General features: G+C 40.4%; 18 protein-coding genes. All 18 read left to right on the forward strand.

Annotation, left to right across the window (positions count from 1 at the left end; genetic code table 11):
* Nucleotides 1–170: 170 nt before the first annotated feature.
* Nucleotides 171–2789, forward strand: a complete 2619-nt coding sequence (alaS, locus tag SR187_RS03235; RefSeq protein ID WP_120171493.1) for an alanine--tRNA ligase — start codon at nucleotides 171–173, stop codon at nucleotides 2787–2789.
* 311 nt (nucleotides 2790–3100) lie between these two features.
* A complete protein-coding gene (locus SR187_RS03240; protein WP_120171494.1) occupies nucleotides 3101–3316 on the forward strand; it encodes a helix-turn-helix transcriptional regulator in 216 nt (71 codons plus the stop codon).
* Nucleotides 3313–4071 carry a DUF3169 family protein gene (locus tag SR187_RS03245; RefSeq protein WP_120171495.1) on the forward strand — a complete coding sequence of 253 codons (759 nt, stop codon included), beginning with the start codon at nucleotides 3313–3315 and terminating at the stop codon, nucleotides 4069–4071. The genes SR187_RS03240 and SR187_RS03245 overlap by 4 nt, the downstream gene beginning before the upstream one ends.
* Nucleotides 4072–4289: 218 nt before the next feature.
* The gene (locus SR187_RS03250) at nucleotides 4290–4979 is read left to right on the forward strand and encodes a CPBP family intramembrane glutamic endopeptidase (RefSeq protein WP_120171496.1); all 690 of its coding nucleotides are present in this window, start codon (nucleotides 4290–4292) and stop codon (nucleotides 4977–4979) included.
* Nucleotides 4980–5040: 61 nt separating this feature from the next.
* Nucleotides 5041–5712, forward strand: a complete 672-nt coding sequence (locus tag SR187_RS03255; RefSeq protein WP_227985763.1) for a CPBP family intramembrane glutamic endopeptidase — start codon at nucleotides 5041–5043, stop codon at nucleotides 5710–5712.
* A 454-nt stretch (nucleotides 5713–6166) separates the two neighbouring features.
* Nucleotides 6167–6982, forward strand: coding sequence for a gluconate 5-dehydrogenase (locus SR187_RS03260; protein ID WP_024531723.1), 816 nt, complete (start codon nucleotides 6167–6169; stop codon nucleotides 6980–6982).
* 41 nt (nucleotides 6983–7023) lie between these two features.
* Nucleotides 7024–7662, forward strand: coding sequence for an RpiB/LacA/LacB family sugar-phosphate isomerase (locus SR187_RS03265; protein WP_120171497.1), 639 nt, complete (start codon nucleotides 7024–7026; stop codon nucleotides 7660–7662).
* Between the two features lie 18 nt (nucleotides 7663–7680).
* A complete protein-coding gene (locus tag SR187_RS03270; RefSeq protein WP_024531721.1) occupies nucleotides 7681–8682 on the forward strand; it encodes a sugar kinase in 1002 nt (333 codons plus the stop codon).
* A 10-nt stretch (nucleotides 8683–8692) separates the two neighbouring features.
* Nucleotides 8693–9337, forward strand: coding sequence for a bifunctional 4-hydroxy-2-oxoglutarate aldolase/2-dehydro-3-deoxy-phosphogluconate aldolase (locus SR187_RS03275; protein ID WP_120171498.1), 645 nt, complete (start codon nucleotides 8693–8695; stop codon nucleotides 9335–9337).
* A gap of 122 nt (nucleotides 9338–9459) precedes the next feature.
* Nucleotides 9460–9897 (forward strand): PTS sugar transporter subunit IIA, encoded by a 438-nt coding sequence (locus SR187_RS03280; RefSeq protein ID WP_120171499.1) that lies wholly within the window; start codon nucleotides 9460–9462, stop codon nucleotides 9895–9897.
* Between the two features lie 10 nt (nucleotides 9898–9907).
* A complete protein-coding gene (locus SR187_RS03285) occupies nucleotides 9908–11098 on the forward strand; it encodes a glycoside hydrolase family 88 protein (RefSeq protein ID WP_024531718.1) in 1191 nt (396 codons plus the stop codon).
* 9 nt (nucleotides 11099–11107) lie between these two features.
* Nucleotides 11108–11599, forward strand: a complete 492-nt coding sequence (locus tag SR187_RS03290; RefSeq protein ID WP_024531717.1) for a PTS sugar transporter subunit IIB — start codon at nucleotides 11108–11110, stop codon at nucleotides 11597–11599.
* 47 nt (nucleotides 11600–11646) lie between these two features.
* Entirely contained in the window at nucleotides 11647–12423 is a 777-nt protein-coding gene (locus SR187_RS03295) for a PTS mannose/fructose/sorbose/N-acetylgalactosamine transporter subunit IIC (protein WP_024531716.1), read from the forward strand.
* Nucleotides 12410–13225 carry a PTS system mannose/fructose/sorbose family transporter subunit IID gene (locus SR187_RS03300; RefSeq protein WP_024531715.1) on the forward strand — a complete coding sequence of 272 codons (816 nt, stop codon included), beginning with the start codon at nucleotides 12410–12412 and terminating at the stop codon, nucleotides 13223–13225. Before SR187_RS03295 ends, SR187_RS03300 begins: the two co-directional genes overlap by 14 nt.
* Nucleotides 13226–13231: 6 nt before the next feature.
* On the forward strand, nucleotides 13232–13540 hold the full coding sequence (locus tag SR187_RS03305; protein ID WP_120171500.1) for a preprotein translocase subunit YajC: 309 nt from the start codon (nucleotides 13232–13234) through the stop codon (nucleotides 13538–13540).
* A 152-nt stretch (nucleotides 13541–13692) separates the two neighbouring features.
* Nucleotides 13693–17247, forward strand: a complete 3555-nt coding sequence (gene hylA, locus SR187_RS03310; RefSeq protein WP_120171501.1) for a hyaluronate lyase — start codon at nucleotides 13693–13695, stop codon at nucleotides 17245–17247.
* A gap of 412 nt (nucleotides 17248–17659) precedes the next feature.
* Nucleotides 17660–19555: an alginate lyase family protein gene (locus tag SR187_RS03315; RefSeq protein WP_120171502.1), complete on the forward strand. Its 1896-nt coding sequence runs from the start codon at nucleotides 17660–17662 to the stop codon at nucleotides 19553–19555.
* Between the two features lie 93 nt (nucleotides 19556–19648).
* Nucleotides 19649–20650, forward strand: coding sequence for a LacI family DNA-binding transcriptional regulator (locus tag SR187_RS03320; protein WP_120171503.1), 1002 nt, complete (start codon nucleotides 19649–19651; stop codon nucleotides 20648–20650).
* Nucleotides 20651–20886: the final 236 nt, after the last annotated feature.

Consider the following 20886-nt stretch of genomic DNA (forward strand, 5'->3'; position numbering starts at 1 on the left):
CTTACTACTTTTACCAAATTATGAAAAATTACGAAAGGAAAAGTTCAGCTTCTTTTTGAACTGAACATGAGCTAAATGCTGTGTAGAAAAGATGAGTTGCTTAGTGTTCAAAGAACACGTTGTTAGCTCCTTATTTTTACTTTGCATTTAAGGCTCTTAGTATCTGAATTATGAAACAATTATCTTCTGCTCAAATTCGTCAAATGTGGTTGGATTTCTGGAAATCGAAAGGACACTCTGTTGAGCCATCTGCCAACCTTGTGCCTGTCAATGATCCAACTCTTCTTTGGATTAACTCAGGTGTAGCAACCTTGAAAAAATACTTTGATGGTTCTGTCATTCCTGAAAATCCACGGATTACCAATGCACAAAAATCTATCCGTACCAATGATATTGAAAACGTTGGTAAAACAGCACGTCATCACACCATGTTTGAAATGCTAGGAAATTTTTCAATTGGTGACTATTTCCGTAATGAAGCAATTGAGTGGGGATTTGAGCTTCTGACAAGTCCGGAGTGGTTTGCCTTTCCTAAGGATAAACTGTACATGACCTATTATCCAGATGATAAGGATTCATACAACCGTTGGATTGCTCTTGGAGTAGACCCAAGTCATTTGATCCCGCTAGAAGATAACTTCTGGGAAATCGGTGCCGGTCCTTCTGGTCCGGATACAGAAATCTTCTTTGACCGTGGAACAGACTTTGACCCTGAAAATATCGGTATTCGTCTTTTAGAAGAAGACATTGAAAATGACCGCTATATAGAGATTTGGAATATCGTTCTCTCACAATTTAACGCAGATCCAGCTCTTCCGCGTTCAGAGTATCAGGAATTGCCAAATAAAAACATTGATACGGGAGCCGGTTTGGAACGCTTAGCGGCTATTTTCCAAGGAGCTAAGACGAATTTTGAGACAGATCTGTTTTTGCCAATCATTCGTGAAGTAGAGAAAATATCTGGTAAGACTTATGATCCAGATGGTGATAACATGAGCTTTAAGGTCATCGCAGACCACATCCGTGCCTTGTCGTTTGCTATTGGGGATGGTGCTCTTCCGGGAAATGAAGGTCGTGGCTATGTTCTTCGTCGTCTGCTTCGCCGCGCTTCAATGCATGGTCAGCGTTTGGGAATCACTGAGCCATTCTTGTACAAGCTGGTCGAAACGGTGGGGCACATCATGGAAAGTTACTATCCAGAAGTGCTTGAAAAACGTGAATTTATTGAGAAAATTGTCAGGAGTGAGGAAGAGTCTTTTGCCCGCACGATTCATACAGGTTCACAATTTGCTGAACAGTTGATGAACAAGTTGGCGACAGAAGGAAAGACAATCATTGATGGTCGTGACATCTTCAAGCTTTATGATACCTATGGATTCCAAGTTGAGTTGACGGAAGAATTGGCTGAGAATCGTGGCATGACCCTTGACATTCCTGGCTTTGAAGCAGCTATGAAGGAGCAACAAGATCGTGCGCGTGCATCAGTTGTCAAGGGCGGCTCAATGGGTATGCAAAATGAAACCCTTGCAGGCATCACAGAAGAGTCTGTCTTTGTTTATGAAGCGAATCAACTAGAGGCTAGTTTATCTGTTCTTGTAGCGGATAATGCTCGCGTGGATAGCTTGTCTAGTGGTGAAGCCTTGTTAGTCTTTGATAAAACTCCTTTCTATGCAGAAATGGGCGGTCAGGTCGCAGACCACGGTGTTATTTTGGATGAAGCTGGTAATATCCTTGCTGAGATTACAGATGTTCAAAAAGCACCGAATGGACAACCGCTCCATACCGCCCAAATCCTGGCAGAATTAGTTGTAGGAAATCGCTACACAGTGGCTATTGATAAGCAGCGTCGTCACCGTATTATGAAGAACCACACCGCAACCCACTTGCTCCATGCAGCTCTTCATAAGATCATCGGCGAACATGCAACGCAGGCAGGCTCATTGAACGACCAAGAACTCCTACGATTTGACTTTACGCACTTTGAAGCGGTGACACCCGAAGAACTCCGGCGTATTGAAGAAGAAGTTAACGAGCAAATTTGGCAAGCTCTCCCAGTAATCACAGTTGAAACAGATCTTGCAACAGCTAAAGAAATGGGAGCAATGGCACTCTTTGGTGAGAAATATGGTAAGAAGGTTCGCGTTGTTACCATTGGCGATTATTCTGTTGAACTTTGTGGTGGTACTCATGTTGGCAATACCGCTGAAATCGGAATTTTCAAGATTTTGAAAGAAGAAGGAATTGGTTCAGGGACTCGTCGTATTGTAGCTGTAACGAGTCGAGAAGCCTTCTTGACATATCGTGACCAAGAAGATGCCTTAAAAGAAGTAGCAGCAACCATCAAATCTCCTCAAATCAAGGAGGTGCCAAATAAGGTAGCTAGTCTTCAAGAACAATTACGTGAATTGCAAAAGGAAAATGCTAGCCTAAAAGAAAAAGCAGCAGCAGCGGCAGCAGGTGATGTCTTCAAAGCTGTCCAAGAAGTAAATGGTATTCGCTACATTGCTAGCCAAGTCCAAGTTTCTGATGCAGGTGCTCTTCGTACTTTTGCAGACAACTGGAAACAAAGAGATTATTCCGATGTGCTTGTTCTTGTTGCGGCTATTAACGACAAGGTCAATGTTCTTGTGGCAAGTAAAGCAGCATCCATCCATGCAGGGAACCTCATCAAAGTTCTTGCTCCAATCGTAGCAGGTCGTGGTGGTGGTAAGCCAGACATGGCTATGGCAGGCGGTAGCGACACGTCTGCTATCCAAACTCTCTTGAATAGTGTCGCTGAAAATCTATAACATATATAAGCTCTTTCATCTGTTGGATGAAGGAGCTTTTGCTATCATAGGCATTTTTTCGATAATCCGATTCAGAGGACTCCTGCATAGGAATAGAATTGTTCATCTTTGAGAAAATATAATAATTTTTGACTAGAATACTATGCATAATGACTACTATTATTTTCTTTTTGACAAATATACTTGTCAAAAAGAAAAAGAAGTGTTACAATAATATCGTATAAGCAAGTGGAAGACGCTAAGGAGATTCCATTTGAATCAAGGATACAGAAAATAGCTTGATTGTTTGTCGGGCTTAGAAAGGAAGTATCATGGAATATATTTTGAAAAACCGGCTCAAGGAACTGCGGGCTCGTGATGGGCTCAACCAAACAGAATTGGCCAAATCAGCAGAAGTTTCTCGACAGACTATTAGCCTGATTGAGCGGGGAGAATACACACCATCAGTAGTCATTGCGATACGGATTGCACAGATTTTTAACGAACAATTGGAAAATGTTTTTCAATTAGTGGAGGTAGATGGATGAAACAGGGTAAACAGATTTCAACAATGCAAAGGGGACTTCGTATCATTACTTATATGCTGATGGGAGCAGTTGTTGGTGGATTTGTAGGCTACTTTGCCATGCTGTACCATCTCAATGGACTTCCATCTTTTATGAGTTTGGATCATCTAGTACTCTTCACTCGTATGTTTAATTTTATTGCTTTTACTATTGCTATTTATTTGGGAATAAAGGCCAACCAATTGCATACAAGCTATAAACATCTAACGGATGAAGAGGATGATTTAGCTGATGGTCTGTATAGGAAAATGCATCGAAATTTAGAGTATACAACCATCTTATTTAATGTTGCAGCTTCGCTGACTTTGTTAAACTTGGGCTTAGGGACTAGAATAGATTTTTCTAGTTCAGCTCTATTCATGACCTGGTCGCTTATTGATCTGCTACTATTGGTTCTTCTTTTTATTTCTCAGTCATTCCTTTTAAAATTGATTCAGAAAATTCGCCAATACAAGCTATCAGCTCTTGCAACCGTTAAAGAAATGAAGGATTTTGTAAATGCTATAGATGAAGGTGAAAAGCAGGCAAACTATGAAACAAGTTTCCAAGTTGTTTTCTCTCTCAATCAGATTATTTTGCCAAGTCTGTATATTTTCTTATTTGTCCTAAGTTTTATTCTGCACAGACCTCAAATTGTCGGTTATATTATCGTAGCCTTTCTCCATATTTATATCAATGTGATGCAAGTTCAAATGGTTCGGAGATATTTTAAATAATCAAAGTCGGAGTGAAAAGTCTTCAGATGAAGTCAGATAGAAGGTTTTGAAAAAGTTATTGTGTGCATGTCTTTGAAGAATAATTAGCTACAGAGCGGCTTGACTTGCCTATTTCTGTTCATCTTAGTTCAAATTGGCTAAGAGCGCTGCTATTTTCTAAAAAAAGATAAACTAAAAGAAATATTTTAAAAATATGTGAAGGAGATAATTAGATTATCATGAAAAAAATAACAACTATTATGGAATGGAATGTCGTTAAAAACTGGAAGTATCTTCTGACTGCTGTAGCAGTTCTAGCATTAAATATTCTGACACAACGATTAGTGTTTAGCCTGCCAAATTTTAATGGTCCAAATCTATTCATTGCAGCGGCATTGCTACTTTTTGCAGTAGCTATAGGTCTGTGGAGTACTAAAATTTTAGGTTTATGGCAGAGTGAGAAGAAGTGGAGTTTGCTTGAAGCGTTTGGCTTTCTCAGTATCGGTTTCGTCGTTTTGTTTGGTGTAAAAATGATTGGTGGTCAGTTGATTGTGATAGAAGAGGGGTATGGAAAGACTCCAGCCAATCAGGAGCTCATTCAAAATAGTGGTTTACCGGTTTTACTACTCTTTATTTTTACAGTCTTTTTTGCTCCTGTTCTGGAAGAATTACTTTTCCGTGGGATTATCATGGGGAAAGTTTTTGGGAAAGATTCGATTTTAGGTTTACTTTTATCTAGTTATCTATTTGGTCTTATCCATGGTCCTACCAATATTGGTTCCTGGGTTCTCTATGCAGGAATAGGTCTGGTCTTGGGGGTTATTTACCGTCTATCAGGAAAGTATTCTTACGCTCTTATTCTACACTTTGTGAATAATCTTATCGGTATTGGCTTACTCCTTCTCTTGCAAAGTTTGGGAGCCCTCTAGGAAGTAGGAGAATGTTACAGTAGATCATCTTATGAAAGAGAGCAATGGGAGGTTGTTATAATTGAATTATGTTAAACATAGTGTTTTAGTATTTCTCTATTTTCTTGCTTATCAATTTGTAGCAAGTTTTCTAATGGTGGGGATTGCATTGAAGAAAGTTCCCAATTTCCCACCTCAGTTGATAGAGAGTATCGTTTTTTGGGGGGCCATCATCGGTGTAATCCTCTCAACTGCCTTTACTATCGTTTTATGGAAGTTCATTTATTTACGTAAAACGATTGATTACAGGGTGGAATCGTCGTGGTTTCATAAACTCTATTGGCCAATCTTGCTTTACATTGCTTTTGTTATGTTCCAGTTCTTAGTGCCTGTTTCGGAAAGCCCGAATCAAAAGTTGGTTGTGGAATTCGTAAGATTCTATCCAGTTATCGCCTTTTTTTCTGTGGTTATATTTGCTCCAATTTTGGAAGAATTGATTTTTCGTGGTGTTTTAGGGACTTATTTCTTCCCTAAAATGTCAAACATGAAATCTGTGGGACTTTATCTGGTGGTGACAGGAGTTATTTTTAGTGTAATACATGCTCCAGCGACAATTCCGCAGTTCCTTATTTACTTGACGATGGGGATCAATTTAGGCTGGATCTATCTTATCAAACGTGATATTCGCTACCCGATAGTCCTTCATTTTATAAATAATTTCCTATCATTCCTCCTCATTTTTATGGGAAGATAATAGAATGGAAGGATGAGAGATGCTATCCAAAATGGACAATCTGGTAAATTAGAAAGATTAAATAGCTAAAAAACGAGTGAATAATAGTTAGTTCGTATTTTCTAACTGACGATTATCATTCGTTTTTTGTTGTGTTGCTAATCTTTGATATTCATGTTTAGGCTCGTATTTAATCAGTTATTATTGGCTTTATTTGTCAATATGATAAGCTAGGTATAAGCCGCTTAGATAATGCAGTTAAACTGTTTACTAATCAGCTACAAGGTAAGTTTTTGTGCGAATGCTAGGTTTTTTAAACAGTATTTCTTGTTAGTTCATACTTTACAAAGAACTATAGTAGTGTTTTTTTGTATAGTTCAAATAATATGATAAAAACTATTGACAAAACCGGTTTACTAGATTAAAATGATTTTGTAAACGTTTTACAAGTTTAATGACAAAGGAGTTGAAGGGTATGAATCAAACATTTTCAATGGATCAGTTTTCGCTCAAAGGGAAGATTGCCCTGATAACAGGAGGATCTTATGGTATTGGTTTTGCTATTGCTTTGGCCTATGCTAAGGCAGGAGCGACCATTGTTTTTAATGATATTACTCAGGAGCTGGTAGACAAAGGCTTATCAGCCTATCGTTCTGAGGGGATTGAAGCACATGGTTATGTTTGCGATGTAACGGATGAAGAAGGCATCCAAGCTATGGTGGCTCAAATCGAAGAAGAAGTTGGAGTCGTTGATATTTTAGTCAATAATGCAGGAATTATTCGCCGTGTGCCGATGATTGAGATGACGGCAGCTCAGTTCCGTCAGGTCATTGATATTGATTTGAATGCTCCTTTCATTGTTTCCAAGGCTGTTATTCCCTCAATGATTAAAAAGGGACATGGTAAGATTATCAATATCTGTTCTATGATGAGCGAGTTAGGACGTGAAACAGTTTCTGCCTATGCAGCAGCCAAGGGCGGTTTGAAGATGCTGACGAAAAATATCGCATCAGAATACGGAGAAGCTAATATTCAGTGTAATGGAATTGGCCCTGGCTATATTGCGACTCCTCAGACAGCTCCTTTACGGGAATTACAAGCAGATGGAACGCGCCATCCGTTTGATCAATTTATCATTGCCAAAACACCTGCAGCTCGTTGGGGAGAACCAGAGGATTTGATGGGACCGGCAGTGTTTTTGGCTAGTGATGCTAGTAATTTTGTCAATGGTCACATTCTTTATGTGGATGGAGGAATCTTGGCCTACATCGGAAAGCAACCGGTGGAATAAATAACAAGTAGTACGAAATACGAAAAACGAAAGGATTATATATGAAAATTGCACTTATCAATGAAAATAGTCAGGCAGCTAAAAACAGTCTTATCTTTGAAACCTTGAAGGAAGTTACAGACGCAAAAGGTTATCAAGTTTTTAACTATGGTATGTATGGAAAAGAGGGAGAAAACCAGCTAACCTATGTTCAAAATGGTTTATTAGCTTCTATCCTGCTTGTCAGCAAGGCAGCGGATTTTGTCATTACAGGATGTGGGACAGGTGTTGGTGCCATGCTTGCAGCCAACAGTTTTCCGGGTGTGACATGTGGTTTTGCGGTAGATCCGACAGATGCTTATCTGTTTTCACAAATCAATGGGGGGAATGCCCTATCGTTACCGTTTGCAAAAGGATTTGGCTGGGGAGCTGAGTTAAACCTTAAACTCTTGTTTGAACGGCTTTTTGCTGAGGAAATGGGAGGAGGATATCCGAGAGAACGAGTTGTCCCAGAGCAACGCAATGCCCGCATTTTAAATGAGATGAAGGCAGTTACTTATAAGGATTTGCTGACAGTTCTCAAGGAAATAGACCAAGAATTTCTCAAAGAAACGATTTCTGGAGAGAAGTTTCAAGAGTACTTCTTTGCAAATTGTCAAGATGAAGCGATTGCGGCTTATTTGAAAACAGTACTTGAATAATAAAGGGAAGGTATGGCTATGAAGAAGGTGCTGCTGATTGGTGAACCCTTAATTCGCATAATGCCAACAAACTATCAGGAAATAGCAGATGGTGTGGAGAGCCGAATGTTTTTCGGTGGCTCGGAAATGAATATTGCCTGCAATCTTCAAGGGTTTGGTTATCCGACCAAAGTTTTGACAGCACTGCCGGAGGGACCGTTGGGTGATCGCTTTATGGCTTTCTTGGTTAGGCATGGAATTGATGTGAGTGCGATTCAACGAGTTGGTGAGCGGATTGGGCTTTATTATATGGAGTCTGGTTTTGGTTGTCGACCAAGTCAAGTCTACTATGATCGCAGTCACTCTAGCCTAGCAGCCATGCGTATAGAACAGTTGGATATGGAGCAACTATTTGAGGATGTTGCTCTGATCCACTTTAGTGGTATTACTCTGGCTATAGATCCGACCGTTACCCTTTGGATGAAAACGATACTGGAGGAAGCTAAAAAAAGGAATCTTCCAATTTCCATTGATCTTAACTGGCGATCCAAGATGATTGGAAAAAGGGAAGCAAAAAAACTCTTCTCAGAATTTGCAGTTTATGCGGATTATTGTTTCGGTATTGAGCCTATTATGAAGGATGCAGGTGATTGGGATTTGTTTGATAGGGATCAGGCTGGTCTCTATGACATTGAAGAACGAATGTTGGCACTAAAGGAAACTTATGATTTCCAAACCATTTTTCATACAGTGCGTCAGATGGATGATATGGGGAGGAATCACTATAGAGCTTACGGTCTGGCAGAGGAGTTTATCTGTTCTGTAGAGCTGAAAACTCAGGTTTTACAACGGGTTGGAAGTGGAGATGCTTTTGTTGCAGGGGCTATTTATCAGCTATTGAAAAAGGCTTCACTCGAAGAGACCGTTAATTTTGCTGTTGCTAGTGGGACCTATAAATGTAGCCTGGAAGGGGATCAAATGGTGCAGTCTGTTGATCGCATCAAGTCCCTACTAGACGGAAAAAATGAAATAATAAGGTAAAGGAGTTAAGATGAGTCGAACACAAACTCTTTCTCAGTTAAGAAAGCAAGTCCTAGTTGTCGTCATTCGAGGCGATGCACGCAAAGAGGGCCTTCAGGCTTCAAAAGCTTGTATTTCAGGTGGAATTTCGGCAGTTGAGGTAGCCTACACTAATCCAGATGCAGGTTTGATTATTTCTGATTTATGCACTGAATACAAGGAAAATCCTGAGGTATTGATTGGTGCTGGGACGGTACTGGATTCTGTAACTGCTCGTCAGGCGATTATGGCTGGGGCGACCTACATTGTCTCGCCATCCTTTAACGACGAAGTGGCAAAAATTTGTAACCTCTATGCAGTACCTTATATTCCAGGTTGTATGACTTTGACAGAGATTACCAGAGCCTTAGAAGCAGGCTGTGAGATGATAAAGCTCTTTCCTGGTAGCGTATTTGGACCAAAATATATATCAGCTATTAAAGCTCCCTTGCCTCAAGTTTCTATTATGGTGACTGGTGGAGTGAATGCGAAGAACATTTCTGATTGGTTGGTAGCAGGCGCCGATGCAGTTGGTATAGGTGGTGAGTTTAATCAACTGGCTGCTCAGGGGCATTTTGATCGTATTCAGGATATGGCTAAAATTTATGTGTCCTTAGCTGGCTCTTGTAAAAAATAAGTTTAATCACAGGATGTAAAAAAACGCTTACATTTTTTTTAAAAAAACTATTGACAAGTTCAAATCAATAGTATAAAATACAAGGTGTAGGTAAACCGGTAAAGTTAAAAAGGAGGGGTTTTGTGATTCAATTAGTCGTCGTGGCTCATGGAAAGTTTGCGAGTGGTATTCTCACTTCTCTGGAATTGATTGCAGGGCAAGTAGAAAAAATTCAGGCGGTTGACTTCACTGATGGCATGTCTGCTCAGGAAGTGAAAGAGCGTATAAAATCTGTTATATCAAGCGAAGAGAAGGTGTTGGTTCTAACGGATTTACTAGGTGGAACTCCTTTTAAAGTCAGTGTAGAGTTGGTAACAGAACATTCAGAAAAAAGTATTGCGGTCTTGTCAGGCCTCAACTTGGCTATGTTGCTAGAAGCTAATTTTTCTCGTTTGACAGACGATTTTGAGCCATTAGTAAGTAAACTGGTTAATGTTGCCAGAGAGGGAGTGGCAGATTCTATTACCCTTCTGAAACAGGATAATGGGACAGAAGAGGAGTTATTTGAGGATGGTATCTAAAGAAAATAAGATGATAAAAGAAGTATTGATTGAGCCGATTCGGCTGGGAGAGGAGTTCAGAACAACTCCACTGTTAACCAAAGAGGAAGTAGAAGCGGCACTCAATCTCGCCCTTCAGCAGTTAGAGTTGAATCTGGATTACTTTGGGGAAGATTTTCCAACTCCAGCAACTTTCGATAATATTTATCCAAAGATGGATAATACGGAATGGACCAATGGCTTTTGGACGGGTGCTCTCTGGTTAGGATATGAGTATTCTGCGAGCGCAAAAATGAAAGCGCTAGCAACTTCTAATACCGCTTCTTTTTTGAAGCGTGTTACTGAGCGAGTTGAGCTAGATCATCACGACTTAGGTTTTCTCTATTCTCCTTCCTGCGTAGCAGATTATAAGCTGACAGGAAACCCTATGGCACTTGAAGCTTCTATAAAGGCTGCTGATAAATTGATTGAACGTTATCAAGAAAAAGGAGGATTTATTCAAGCTTGGGGGGAACTTGGGAAGGCAGAGGATTATCGGTTAATCATTGATTGCTTGTTGAATTTGCAGTTGCTTTTCTTTGCTTATGAACAAACAGGCAATCGGAAATATTATGATATAGCCGTCAACCATTTCTACGCTTCCGTCAATACGGTCATTCGTGATGATGCTTCGACTTTCCATACTTTCTACTTTGATCCTGCGACTGGAGAGCCAGTCAAAGGGGTAACGCGGCAGGGCTACAATGATGCTTCTTCGTGGGCAAGGGGGCAGGCATGGGGTGTATATGGTATTCCATTGACCTACCGTATGATAAAAGATTCAGCTTGTTTGGATTTATTTAAAGGTGTGACGAATCACTTCCTTAATCGTTTGCCGGAGGATAAGGTTTCCTACTGGGATTTGATTTTTAACGATGGCAGTGGTCAGTCCCGAGATTCTTCTGCGACAGCGGTAGCGGTTTGTGGTATCCATGAAATGTTGAAATACTTGCCGGAAGTAGATTCGGATAAGGAAACTTACAAATATGCAATGCATGCCATGTTGCGCTCATTGATGGACAATTATGCAAATCGAACCTTACAGCCAGGTCGTCCTCTGCTTCTACACGGTGTCTATTCTTGGCATTCTGGTAAAGGAGTGGATGAAGGAAATATTTGGGGAGATTATTATTACTTAGAAGCTTTGCTTCGTTTCTATAAAGATTGGGAATTATATTGGTAGGAGGAACTGATGGCTACACCAAATATTGTAATGGCTCGCGTCGATGAACGATTGGTTCATGGGCAAGGGCAACTATGGATTAAATCTTTGGGTTGCAATACAGTTATTGTTGCAAATGATAAGGTTAGTGAGGATAAGATTCAGCAAACCTTGATGAAAACGGTTGTTCCAGATTCCGTTGCCATGCGCTTCTTTTCCTTGCAAAAGGTTATTGATGTGATTCATAAGGCAAATCCAGCTCAGACGATTTTTTTAATCGTTAAGGATTTACCTGATGCTTTGACCCTGGTGAAAGGTGGTGTTCCGATTACAGAGCTAAACATCGGAAATATCCACAATGCCCCCGGTAAAATGCAGGTCACTCGCTCGATTTTCTTCGGTTCTGAGGACAAAGCTGCGGTGAAAGAATTGAGCGATGTTTACAAGGTTCGTTTCAATACTAAGACTACACCTTCTGGCAATGATGGTGCGACTGAAGTGAATGTATTGGATTATATTTAGGCTAAATTTTGGATTAAATTTTTAAAAAATAAAAAAGGAGAATTATCATGACGATCAGTCTCATTCAAGCTGTTCTCATTGGTTTATGGACAGCATTCTGTTTTAGTGGACTTTTGTTAGGTCTCTATACAAATAGATGTATAGTTCTATCATTTGGTGTCGGAATTATCTTAGGAGATCTTCCAACTGCTCTAGCTATGGGGGCCATCAGTGAATTGGCCTATATGGGCTTTGGTGTTGGTGCTGGCGGTACGGTACCACCTAATCCAATTGGTCCCGGTATCTTTGGAACATTGATGGCGATTACAAGTGCTGGTAAAGTTACACCAGAAGCTGCACTTGCCCTATCAACTCCGATTGCAGTAGGGATCCAGTTCCTACAAACATCTGCTTACACTTTGCATGCAGGAGCACCTGCATCTGCGGTTAAACATCTTCGTGCAGGCGATCTTTCTAAATTTAAACGTGCTGCTAATGGTACGATCATTACTTTTGCTATTCTCGGCTTTGCCCTTGGTTTCCTCGGTGCTTATTCAATGGATACCCTGTTGAAATTGGTTGAAATGATTCCACCAGTATTGTTGAATGGTTTGAGTGTTGCAGGTAAAATGCTTCCAGCTATCGGTTTTGCGATGATTTTATCTGTGATGGCTAAGAAAGAACTCATTCCGTTTGTATTACTTGGTTATGTTTGTGCAGCCTATCTTAAACTCCCAATTATCGGTATTGCGATTGTCGGAAGTATCTTTGCGCTGAGAGAATTCTTTAACAAACCAGAACAAGTGGCAGTAAAACAGGAGGAAGCACACGATGACTGGATCTAAATTAACTAAAAAGGACTATATCAATACTTCTTTACGGGCCTTTTTCCTACAGAATGGCTTTAACTATAGTAACTATCAGGGAATTGGTTATGCCAATGTCATGTATCCGGCCTTTAAAAAGCACTTCGGAGATGACAAGGAAGGCTTGACCAAGGCTTTGGAAGAAAACTGTGAATTTTACAATACCAATCCGCATTTCCTGCCTTTTATTACCAGTCTTCATTTGGTAATGCTGGAAAATAATTTGCCTGAGGAAGAGACACGTGGGATTAAGATGGCTCTCATGGGACCATTAGCGGGTATCGGTGACTCGCTTTCACAATTCGTTTTGGCTCCTCTCCTATCTACCATTGCAGCTTCTTTGGCAGGTCAAGGACTTGTTGTAGGACCAATCCTATTCTTCCTTGGTATGAATATTATCTTGACTTCTATCAAACTTTTGACTGGTTTGTATGGTTATAAATTCGGTACCAGTGTGATTGATAAGCTGAGTGAACAGATGGCAACTATCTCTAAAGTGGCAAATATCATTGGAGTAACGGTTATTTCTGGTTTAGCGGTGACCTTCGTGAAAATCTCTGTACCGATTACATTTGCAGCGGGTGAGGTGAAAGAAGGGGCAGATCAAAAGATTGTGACCATTCAAGGAATGTTGGACAAGATTGCGCCAGCCTTGCTTCCAGCTTTGTTCACTATCTTGGTGTACTACCTCATCAAGAATAAGAAATGGACAACCTACAAGTTGGTTATCTTGACAGTTATTATCGGTATCTTGGGTAGCTGGTTGGGAATACTTGCGTAGGTATCTATGGAACAACAAACGCTTTATTATATCATCATTATTTTAGTAGCTCTATCAACCATACTTCCTATAGTGACTTCTTATGTCAGTCGTAAGCGGCAACAAAAAGAGTTTGAAGAACAGATGAATAAGCGCCAACAGTATTTATCAACTCTGAAGGTTGGGGATGAGATTATCCTCTTGTCTGGACTGCATGGTAAAATTATCAAACTAACAGGTAGTTTGGTAGAATTGCAGATTGCAGAAAATGTTCACGTTTACGTTGAGAAAGAGTCAATTATGGGAAAATCTAAAGGACTACTTTTTACCAAGTAGTTCTTCTTTCTTGCATTAAACAGAAAACGCTTGCAAGAAAGGTGCTTGTAATGAATATGTGCGTATGGTATATTCGTGTTTAAGTAAAGTATTTATGTGAAATGTTAGGAAGGTATCCTTTGATCCTCCTACAAAAGGGAAAGGAAGGACCAATGAAATTTTTTAAAGGTCAAACCAAACAATATTATAGTATTCGCAAATATAGAGTGGGTGTTTGCTCAGCTCTGATTGCATTGTCCATGCTGGGGACACGGGTTGCAGCTAATCAGTTGCCAGAAACAAAACCAGCAAGTTCTCAACCGAATCAAGTAGTAGAAACAAGTCCAAAGGCAACGGAAACAACAGATACAAGTCCTAAAACGACAGAAGCAGGCGATGCAGTCAAAAATACAGCAAGTCCTGAAGGGAATCCGACGGCTGCGACCAAAGATTCTTCCAGCTCGGTTTCAAAAGTTGATGATGGTCCAAAAGCGGTCAAAGAGGCAGTTGAAGAGACTACGACTAATTTGGTAAAAAATGGGGATTTTACAACCACAACAAAGACTTCAGGGGCCTGGTCAGGACAGGCAGCTAAAGACTGGGAAACTTGGGTGCCGGGTAATGTGAAAAAGGAAAATGGAAAGGTAACCGTTGATAACGGGCGACTCCATATCTCTTCAACCGATACATACCGAGTAGCGGTTCACCAAACTGTGGATGTTGATCCTAGTAAAAAATATCTCTTAGGCTATGATGTGGAAACTAAGGATCTGAAAGGTAGCGGAGTGCGCGTTCGGTTACACGGTTTGACAGCAGAAGGGAAGGATTTGGAGCCGAAAGAATTTATCCATACCCCTTTTAAAAATGGCAGCAAGAAAGAGCGTGTAGAGCAAGTCTTAACTGTCTCACCACAAACTCGCAAACTGAAGGTCGAACTATTTTTTGAAAATAGTATCGGTCAGGCTTGGCTTGACAACGTTTCGTTGGTTGAACATATTGAAAAAGTGCCAGAAACACCGGAACAAAAACCAGAACCTGCTCAGCCAGAATCGGGACAGATTACCCTTGCTAGCAATAAGGTTTACCTGCCTACTCGTCCAGATTTGACTTATAAGATTGCAAATTCAGCGATTGCTACATTAGAAAAAGGCATACTCCGTCCTCTTACAGAAGGTAAGACACAGGTAGAAGTTTATGATAAGGATACGAAAGTATCTAGTTTTGAGTTGATTGTTAAAAAACATCAGGCAACTGTTTTTGATCAGTTGCGGGACAACTGGGAAGATATTTCCCTAGCTAATAAGCGTTATCAGTCTAGCGATGTGCAAATGAAAGCCTTTCTGGGACGTCTAGATGCAGGTGTCGATTCCTCTCTTAAAAATTGGGTGGAGCCAACTGAGCGGGCAAAGACAATTTTTAAGGATATTGACTTTAGCAAGTCCAGCCATCTCACAACAGTTTACCGTCGTTTAGAACAGATGGCTCAGGTCATTGAAAACCCTGATTCTAAATACTATCATAACCGTTCTCTCATTGATGTAGTTAAAGCGGGGATGAAGTGGCTATATAGCAATGTATATAATGAACAAAAAGAAATCACCGATAACTGGTGGGACTATGAAATCGGTACTCCTCGTGCAGTTGTCAATACCTTGATTTACATGTTCCCTTACTTTAGTCAAGAAGAGATTTTGACCTATACCAAGCCGATTTCAAAATTTGTTCCAGATCCGACCATTATTCGTAAGACAATCAATAAAGCGACCCCAGCAGTCGGTGGTAACCAGACTGACCTTAGTAAGGTAGCTATTTTGGAAGGAGCGCTACGCGAAGATGCTGATCGTGTAAGGGCAGGTGCGCAAGGTTTGACAACTATTATGAAATTTGTGGATAAAGGTGAAGGTTTTTATAAGGATGGCTCCTTTATCGACCATACGAATGTTGCCTATACAGGTGCTTATGGTAATGTTTTGATTGAAGGTTTCTCACAATTGTTACCAGTTATCCAGTCGACAGACTTTGCCCTCAAAGACGAACAAACGAACATTCTTTACGAATGGATTGAAAAAGCCTTTATGCCTATTTTAGTTCGTGGTGAATTGATGGATATGACTCGTGGTCGCTCCATCAGTCGTGCAACTGGTGAATCACATGTTCAGGCTATGGAGATTTTGCGGTCTCTTGTGCGTATTGCAGAGTCTGCTCAGCCGGAACAAAAGGCTAAGTTATTATCTTTTGTCAAAGCGCAGCTAACATCTGATACTTTCTATGATAACTATAAAGGACTTAAATCCTATAAGGATATTGATCTGGTGAATAAACTTTTGGCAGATAATCAGATTGCTGCTGAAGTGGATAAGGACTATATCGCAGCTTTCAATAATATGGACAAATTTGTCTATCGAAATGCTCAAGAAGGCTTCACCTTTGCCTTATCCATGCATTCTTCTAGGACACAGAACTATGAAGATATGAACAATGAAAACCGTAAGGGTTGGTACACCGCAGATGGGATGTCCTATCTTTACAACGGTGATTTGAGTCACTATAGTAATAACTATTGGCCAACTGTTGATCCTTACCGTTTATCAGGTACAACAACGACCAAGGACAAACGAGAAGATGGTAGTGGCGAGGTCACTTTGGCAAGTGATTTTGTTGGGGCAAGCCAGTTGGGGAATCGTTTAGCAACCATTGCTATGGATTTCAACAACTGGAATAAGAGCCTAACAGCTCGTAAAGCTTGGATTGTATTGGGCAATAAGATTGTTTTTCTGGGGACAGATATTAAACACCAATCAGCTCAAGGGGCAGTGACAACGATTGAAAATCGTAAGTTATTGACTGGGGAAAATTATAGATATTATATAAACGGTCAGCAGGTTGATTTATCTAAGGAAGTAGCAACGGATCAGACCAAATCCTTCTATATGACGAACGGGAAGGATAATCAGTCTATCGGTTATGTCTTCTTGAACCAATTATCAACTCGTGCCAAACTAGATCATCGCACTGGTAAATGGAGTGATATCAACTATAATCAGTCCAAGGAAACGGTGAAAAATTCCTTTGTTACCCTATGGCATGAGCAGCCTCAGACAACCAGCAATTATGCCTATGTACTTGTTCCAAACCAATCTATGGAAAAAGTAAACCAAGCTGCGGCTAGTGTAAAATTACTACACCAAGACAGAGACCTCCAAGTGGTCTATGATCAAGAGCAAGAGGTATGGGGTGTTGTAAAATATACAGATGCTGCTTATAAATTGACGGACGGTATCACTTTGACAGACGCTGGTTTGTATACAATCCAGAAAGTGGATGGCAGCTACCGCATTGCTTTCTATAATCCATCTACCCGTACAGTAAAGAATGGCATCCAGTTGACAGGAGAAGGTGCTCGTATAACTGTGGAATCAGAAGCAACTCCAGCTAATCCCTCTATTGTTTGGAAAGTTTCGCCTTCAGAAACTTCTGGAAAAGGGGAGGCGAGAAGAGTAGTCCCAGATAAAGCAGAAAATCAGCTACCTAAGACCAATCAAATGAGTCAAGACACCCAGCCGCTAAGTGTACGAACAACCATGAAACCACCAATGGTATCCAAGGAAAAGCAGGAAAAAACACAGTTGCCTGATACGGGAGACACAACAGGTCTCAGCTTTAGCGCTTTAGGTCTAGCAACCCTAGGAGTAGCAGCAACTTTCAAACGTTCTAAATCACATTCCTGATTGATGGTCAGTATCGTAGGGGTGGAGAAAGAACTCGACAAATAGAAAAAGTTTCGTCAACAAGTCTATATTTTAGTGGTTGAGCTAAAACGGTCTCTTCCCAGACCATAACTTATGTAAACTGACTCCTGTCAGTCCTAATCTCCTGTTTAAAAAGGTCTAGAAGGCTTTTTAACCTCTCCACCACTATTGAGATGGAGATGGGCCCAACAAAGTCCGCAACATTCGTAGGGGTCAGATTTGAAGTAGAAGGCACAAAGTGCTAGTATTTACTTCGCACAATCTTTTCATAGTCCTCTGGACTGTAAAAAACGATTAACCACTGGACTTAGATGTTGAAACGAACTCTGAAAGTGAGGTTGGACTTTTTCCAACCTCATTTTTTAGAGAGTAAACAAAGAAAGGAGCAACCATGCAAATGGAATCTGAAAAATCAACAGATGACAAATCCGTAGAAGTACTGAGAAACTATGTCTTTCATCAGCAGGCTCAAGCCTATAAACAATTACATCGTTCTTGTCAGAATTTACTAGACGATATTTTTCTCTTTGAGGATAATTGGGATATGGAGCCCTGTCCTATTGGCTACCATCTTTCTCCCCTGGACTGGACAGCCGATTGCCACGGGGATGAGGAATGGACCTTTATGCTCAATCGTCAGGAATATCTGTGGAAGCTAGTCTTTGCCTATCTGGTTGAAAAAGACCCTCGTTACATGAAGCAGGTCAAACGCTTGGTATTCAGTTGGATAGAACAGGTAACAGACTGGCATCCGAAAAGAACCAGTAGCCGAACTCTGGATACTGCTATTCGCTGCCTTAGTTGGTTGAGAATCCTTCCATTTTTAACAAGCTGGCTAGCAGAAGAAGAATACAAACGACTATTGGAGTCCATCCAGCAACAGCTAGCCTATCTGCGTTGCCATTATCGCCCAAAAGATAGACTGAGCAACTGGGGAATTTTTCAAACAGGAGCCATGCTCTTGGCACATGCCTATATTGGAGATAAGGTCAATTTGGAGGAAGAGTACCGCTTCGCCTGTCAGGAAATCGAGATACAGATTCAAACACAGGTATTAGAAGATGGAACTCAATTTGAACAATCCTTTCTGTATCATGTCGAAGTGTATAAACTACTTCTGGAAATCGCCCTTCACCTACCAGCTTATCGTAAAAGTTGGACTCCTGTCTTAAAAAAGATGGCAAACTATGTAGTACAATTAACAGGGCCAGATGGAAAGAGTTTGCCTATAGGAGATAGTGATGTGCACAGGACTACTGACATCTTACAATTGACAGCCATTTTCTTTGGAGACAACTCTTATCTGATAGATGATTCTAAATTAGACCTAAGTATTCTGTTTCTGGTTGGAGAAGCTGGCTTGCGACAGTTTGAAAACTTGACAGTACCATTAAGGACAACAGGAGCTTGCCATTTTCCTGAGTCCGGACACAGTATCATCAAAGAAAAGGATAGTTATCTATTTTTTAAAGCAGGTCCCATGGGAAGTGCTCACAGTCATTCCGATCAAAATAGCTTCTGTTTTTACCACAGGGGACAACCTATTCTGATTGATAGCGGTCGCTTTAGCTACCGAGAATGCGAAGAGCGTTACCTACTCAAAAGTGCTTGGGCTCACAACAGTTGCATTCTTGATGGTAACCCACCAGAGCAGGTGAGTGGCTCTTGGGAATACAAATCCTATCCCCAGTTTATCAGCCATACTAGCAAGAGCGTTGAACACTATCACTGGCTGCAAGGAATATATCAGGCGCAGACTAGAAAAGGAGTTCCTTATTGGCACAAGAGACAACTTCTTATGGTTGGACAAGACTTACTACTGATAGTAGATAGTGTAGATTGCTCAGGACAACACCAATTAACCACCCAGTTTATCTTAGATGAAGCTGTGAAGATTAGCCATCAGCAAGTCAATGACATCCGCTTATACAGTGCAAATGATTTTGAGATACAAGAAACCGTGCGTTCTCACCGCTATAATCAGCTAACAGCTACTAAGAAATTGGTAAAACAAGAATGTTTTAAGAACCGACTAGTTACCTTCACCTTGCTGGCAGAGCAGAATATTCAAATTGAACGAGTGCCGGTTCATCAAACGGATAGTCGCTTGGTAGAAGATGGTCTAGCTTTTACCTGCAAGGGAGAAACTCTAGACATTCTTATATCGCTTGTAGATCAGGATATTTATAAGGGAGAAAAATTACTCCAAGTTGATGGAATTCCTCTGAGAGGGAAGTGTCTTGTCGTAGATAAGAATACGCAAAAGGTTATTCGACTCAGAAATTAAAAAAATGTAAAATGCGATTGATTTTAGTCGAAATCCCTGCTAAACTACGGATAGTATGATACAATAAACATAGCATAAGGAGGTATTGGTAAGATGTCAGGGAAGTTTACTATCAAGGATATTGCAGAGCTGGCTCAGACTTCAAAGACAACCATTTCCTTTTATTTGAATGGTAAATATGAGAAAATGTCTAAAGAGACAAGAAAAAAGATAGAAAAAGTGATTCGTGAGACAGACTACCGGCCTAGCATTGTTGCGCGAAGCCTCAATTCAAAAAGTACGAAGTTGATAGGTGTGCTAATCGGCGATATTACGAATACTTTTTCCAATCAAATTGTCAAGGGTATTGAAGAAGAAGCCCACAAGAGCGGTTACCAAGTGATGATTGGAAATAGCAATTATGATCAAGCCAGCGAGGATAAGTACATTGAGAGTATGCTAATGCTTGGTGTAGATGGTTTTATCATCCAACCCACTTCGCATTTTAGAAAGTACTCACGCATTATTGAAGAAAAGAAGAAACAGATGATTTTCTTTGACAGTCAACTCTACGAACACCGCACGAGTTGGATTAAGACTAACAATTACGATGCTGTCTATGATACAATTCAAACATGTGTCGAAAAGGGGTATCAAAAGTTCATCCTTATCACAGCAGATACCAGTCGCCTCAGTACGCGTATTGAGCGTGCGACTGGCTTTATGGATGCCTTATCAGATTGCAAGCAGGATTATGTAACTCTGACAATTGCAGATGAGCATGTTGATGTAGAAGAAATGAAAAACTTTCTTGCCAAAGAGGTTTCCATCCAGGAAAAAACACTGGTATTTGTTCCCAACTGTTGGGCGCTACCTTTGGTGTTCAATATTATGAAAGAACTAAATTTCACCTTCCCACAGATCGGTCTCCTAGGTTTTGATAATACTGAGTGGACAAACTTTTCGTCCCCTACTATCTCTACCATTGTTCAGCCTGCTTTTGAAGAAGGACGCCAAGCGACCAAGATGTTGATTGATCAGATTGAAGGGATCAATCGAGTTGAACGCCAACAGGTCTTAGATTGTACGGTTCATTGGAAAGAATCGACATTTTAGTCGAACAAAAGAGCATCAGCTTGCTCTCTGATAGATTAAAATATTGTTACAAATGAATGTTAGCATCCTTTAGGAGAATTGGAGTAGTCCAATTCTTTTTTGTTTTATAAATATTTTTTTGTTAATCATAATTAACTTTTGTGAAAATCATTACTAATTTTTATTGAAATTTAGATTAAAAAAGAGTATGATAATGTAGACGGTTGGGAAAGACGAATATTTGCTAGCCATTTATG

Source organism: Streptococcus ruminantium (genome assembly GCF_003609975.1).
Lineage (GTDB): Bacteria > Bacillota > Bacilli > Lactobacillales > Streptococcaceae > Streptococcus > Streptococcus ruminantium.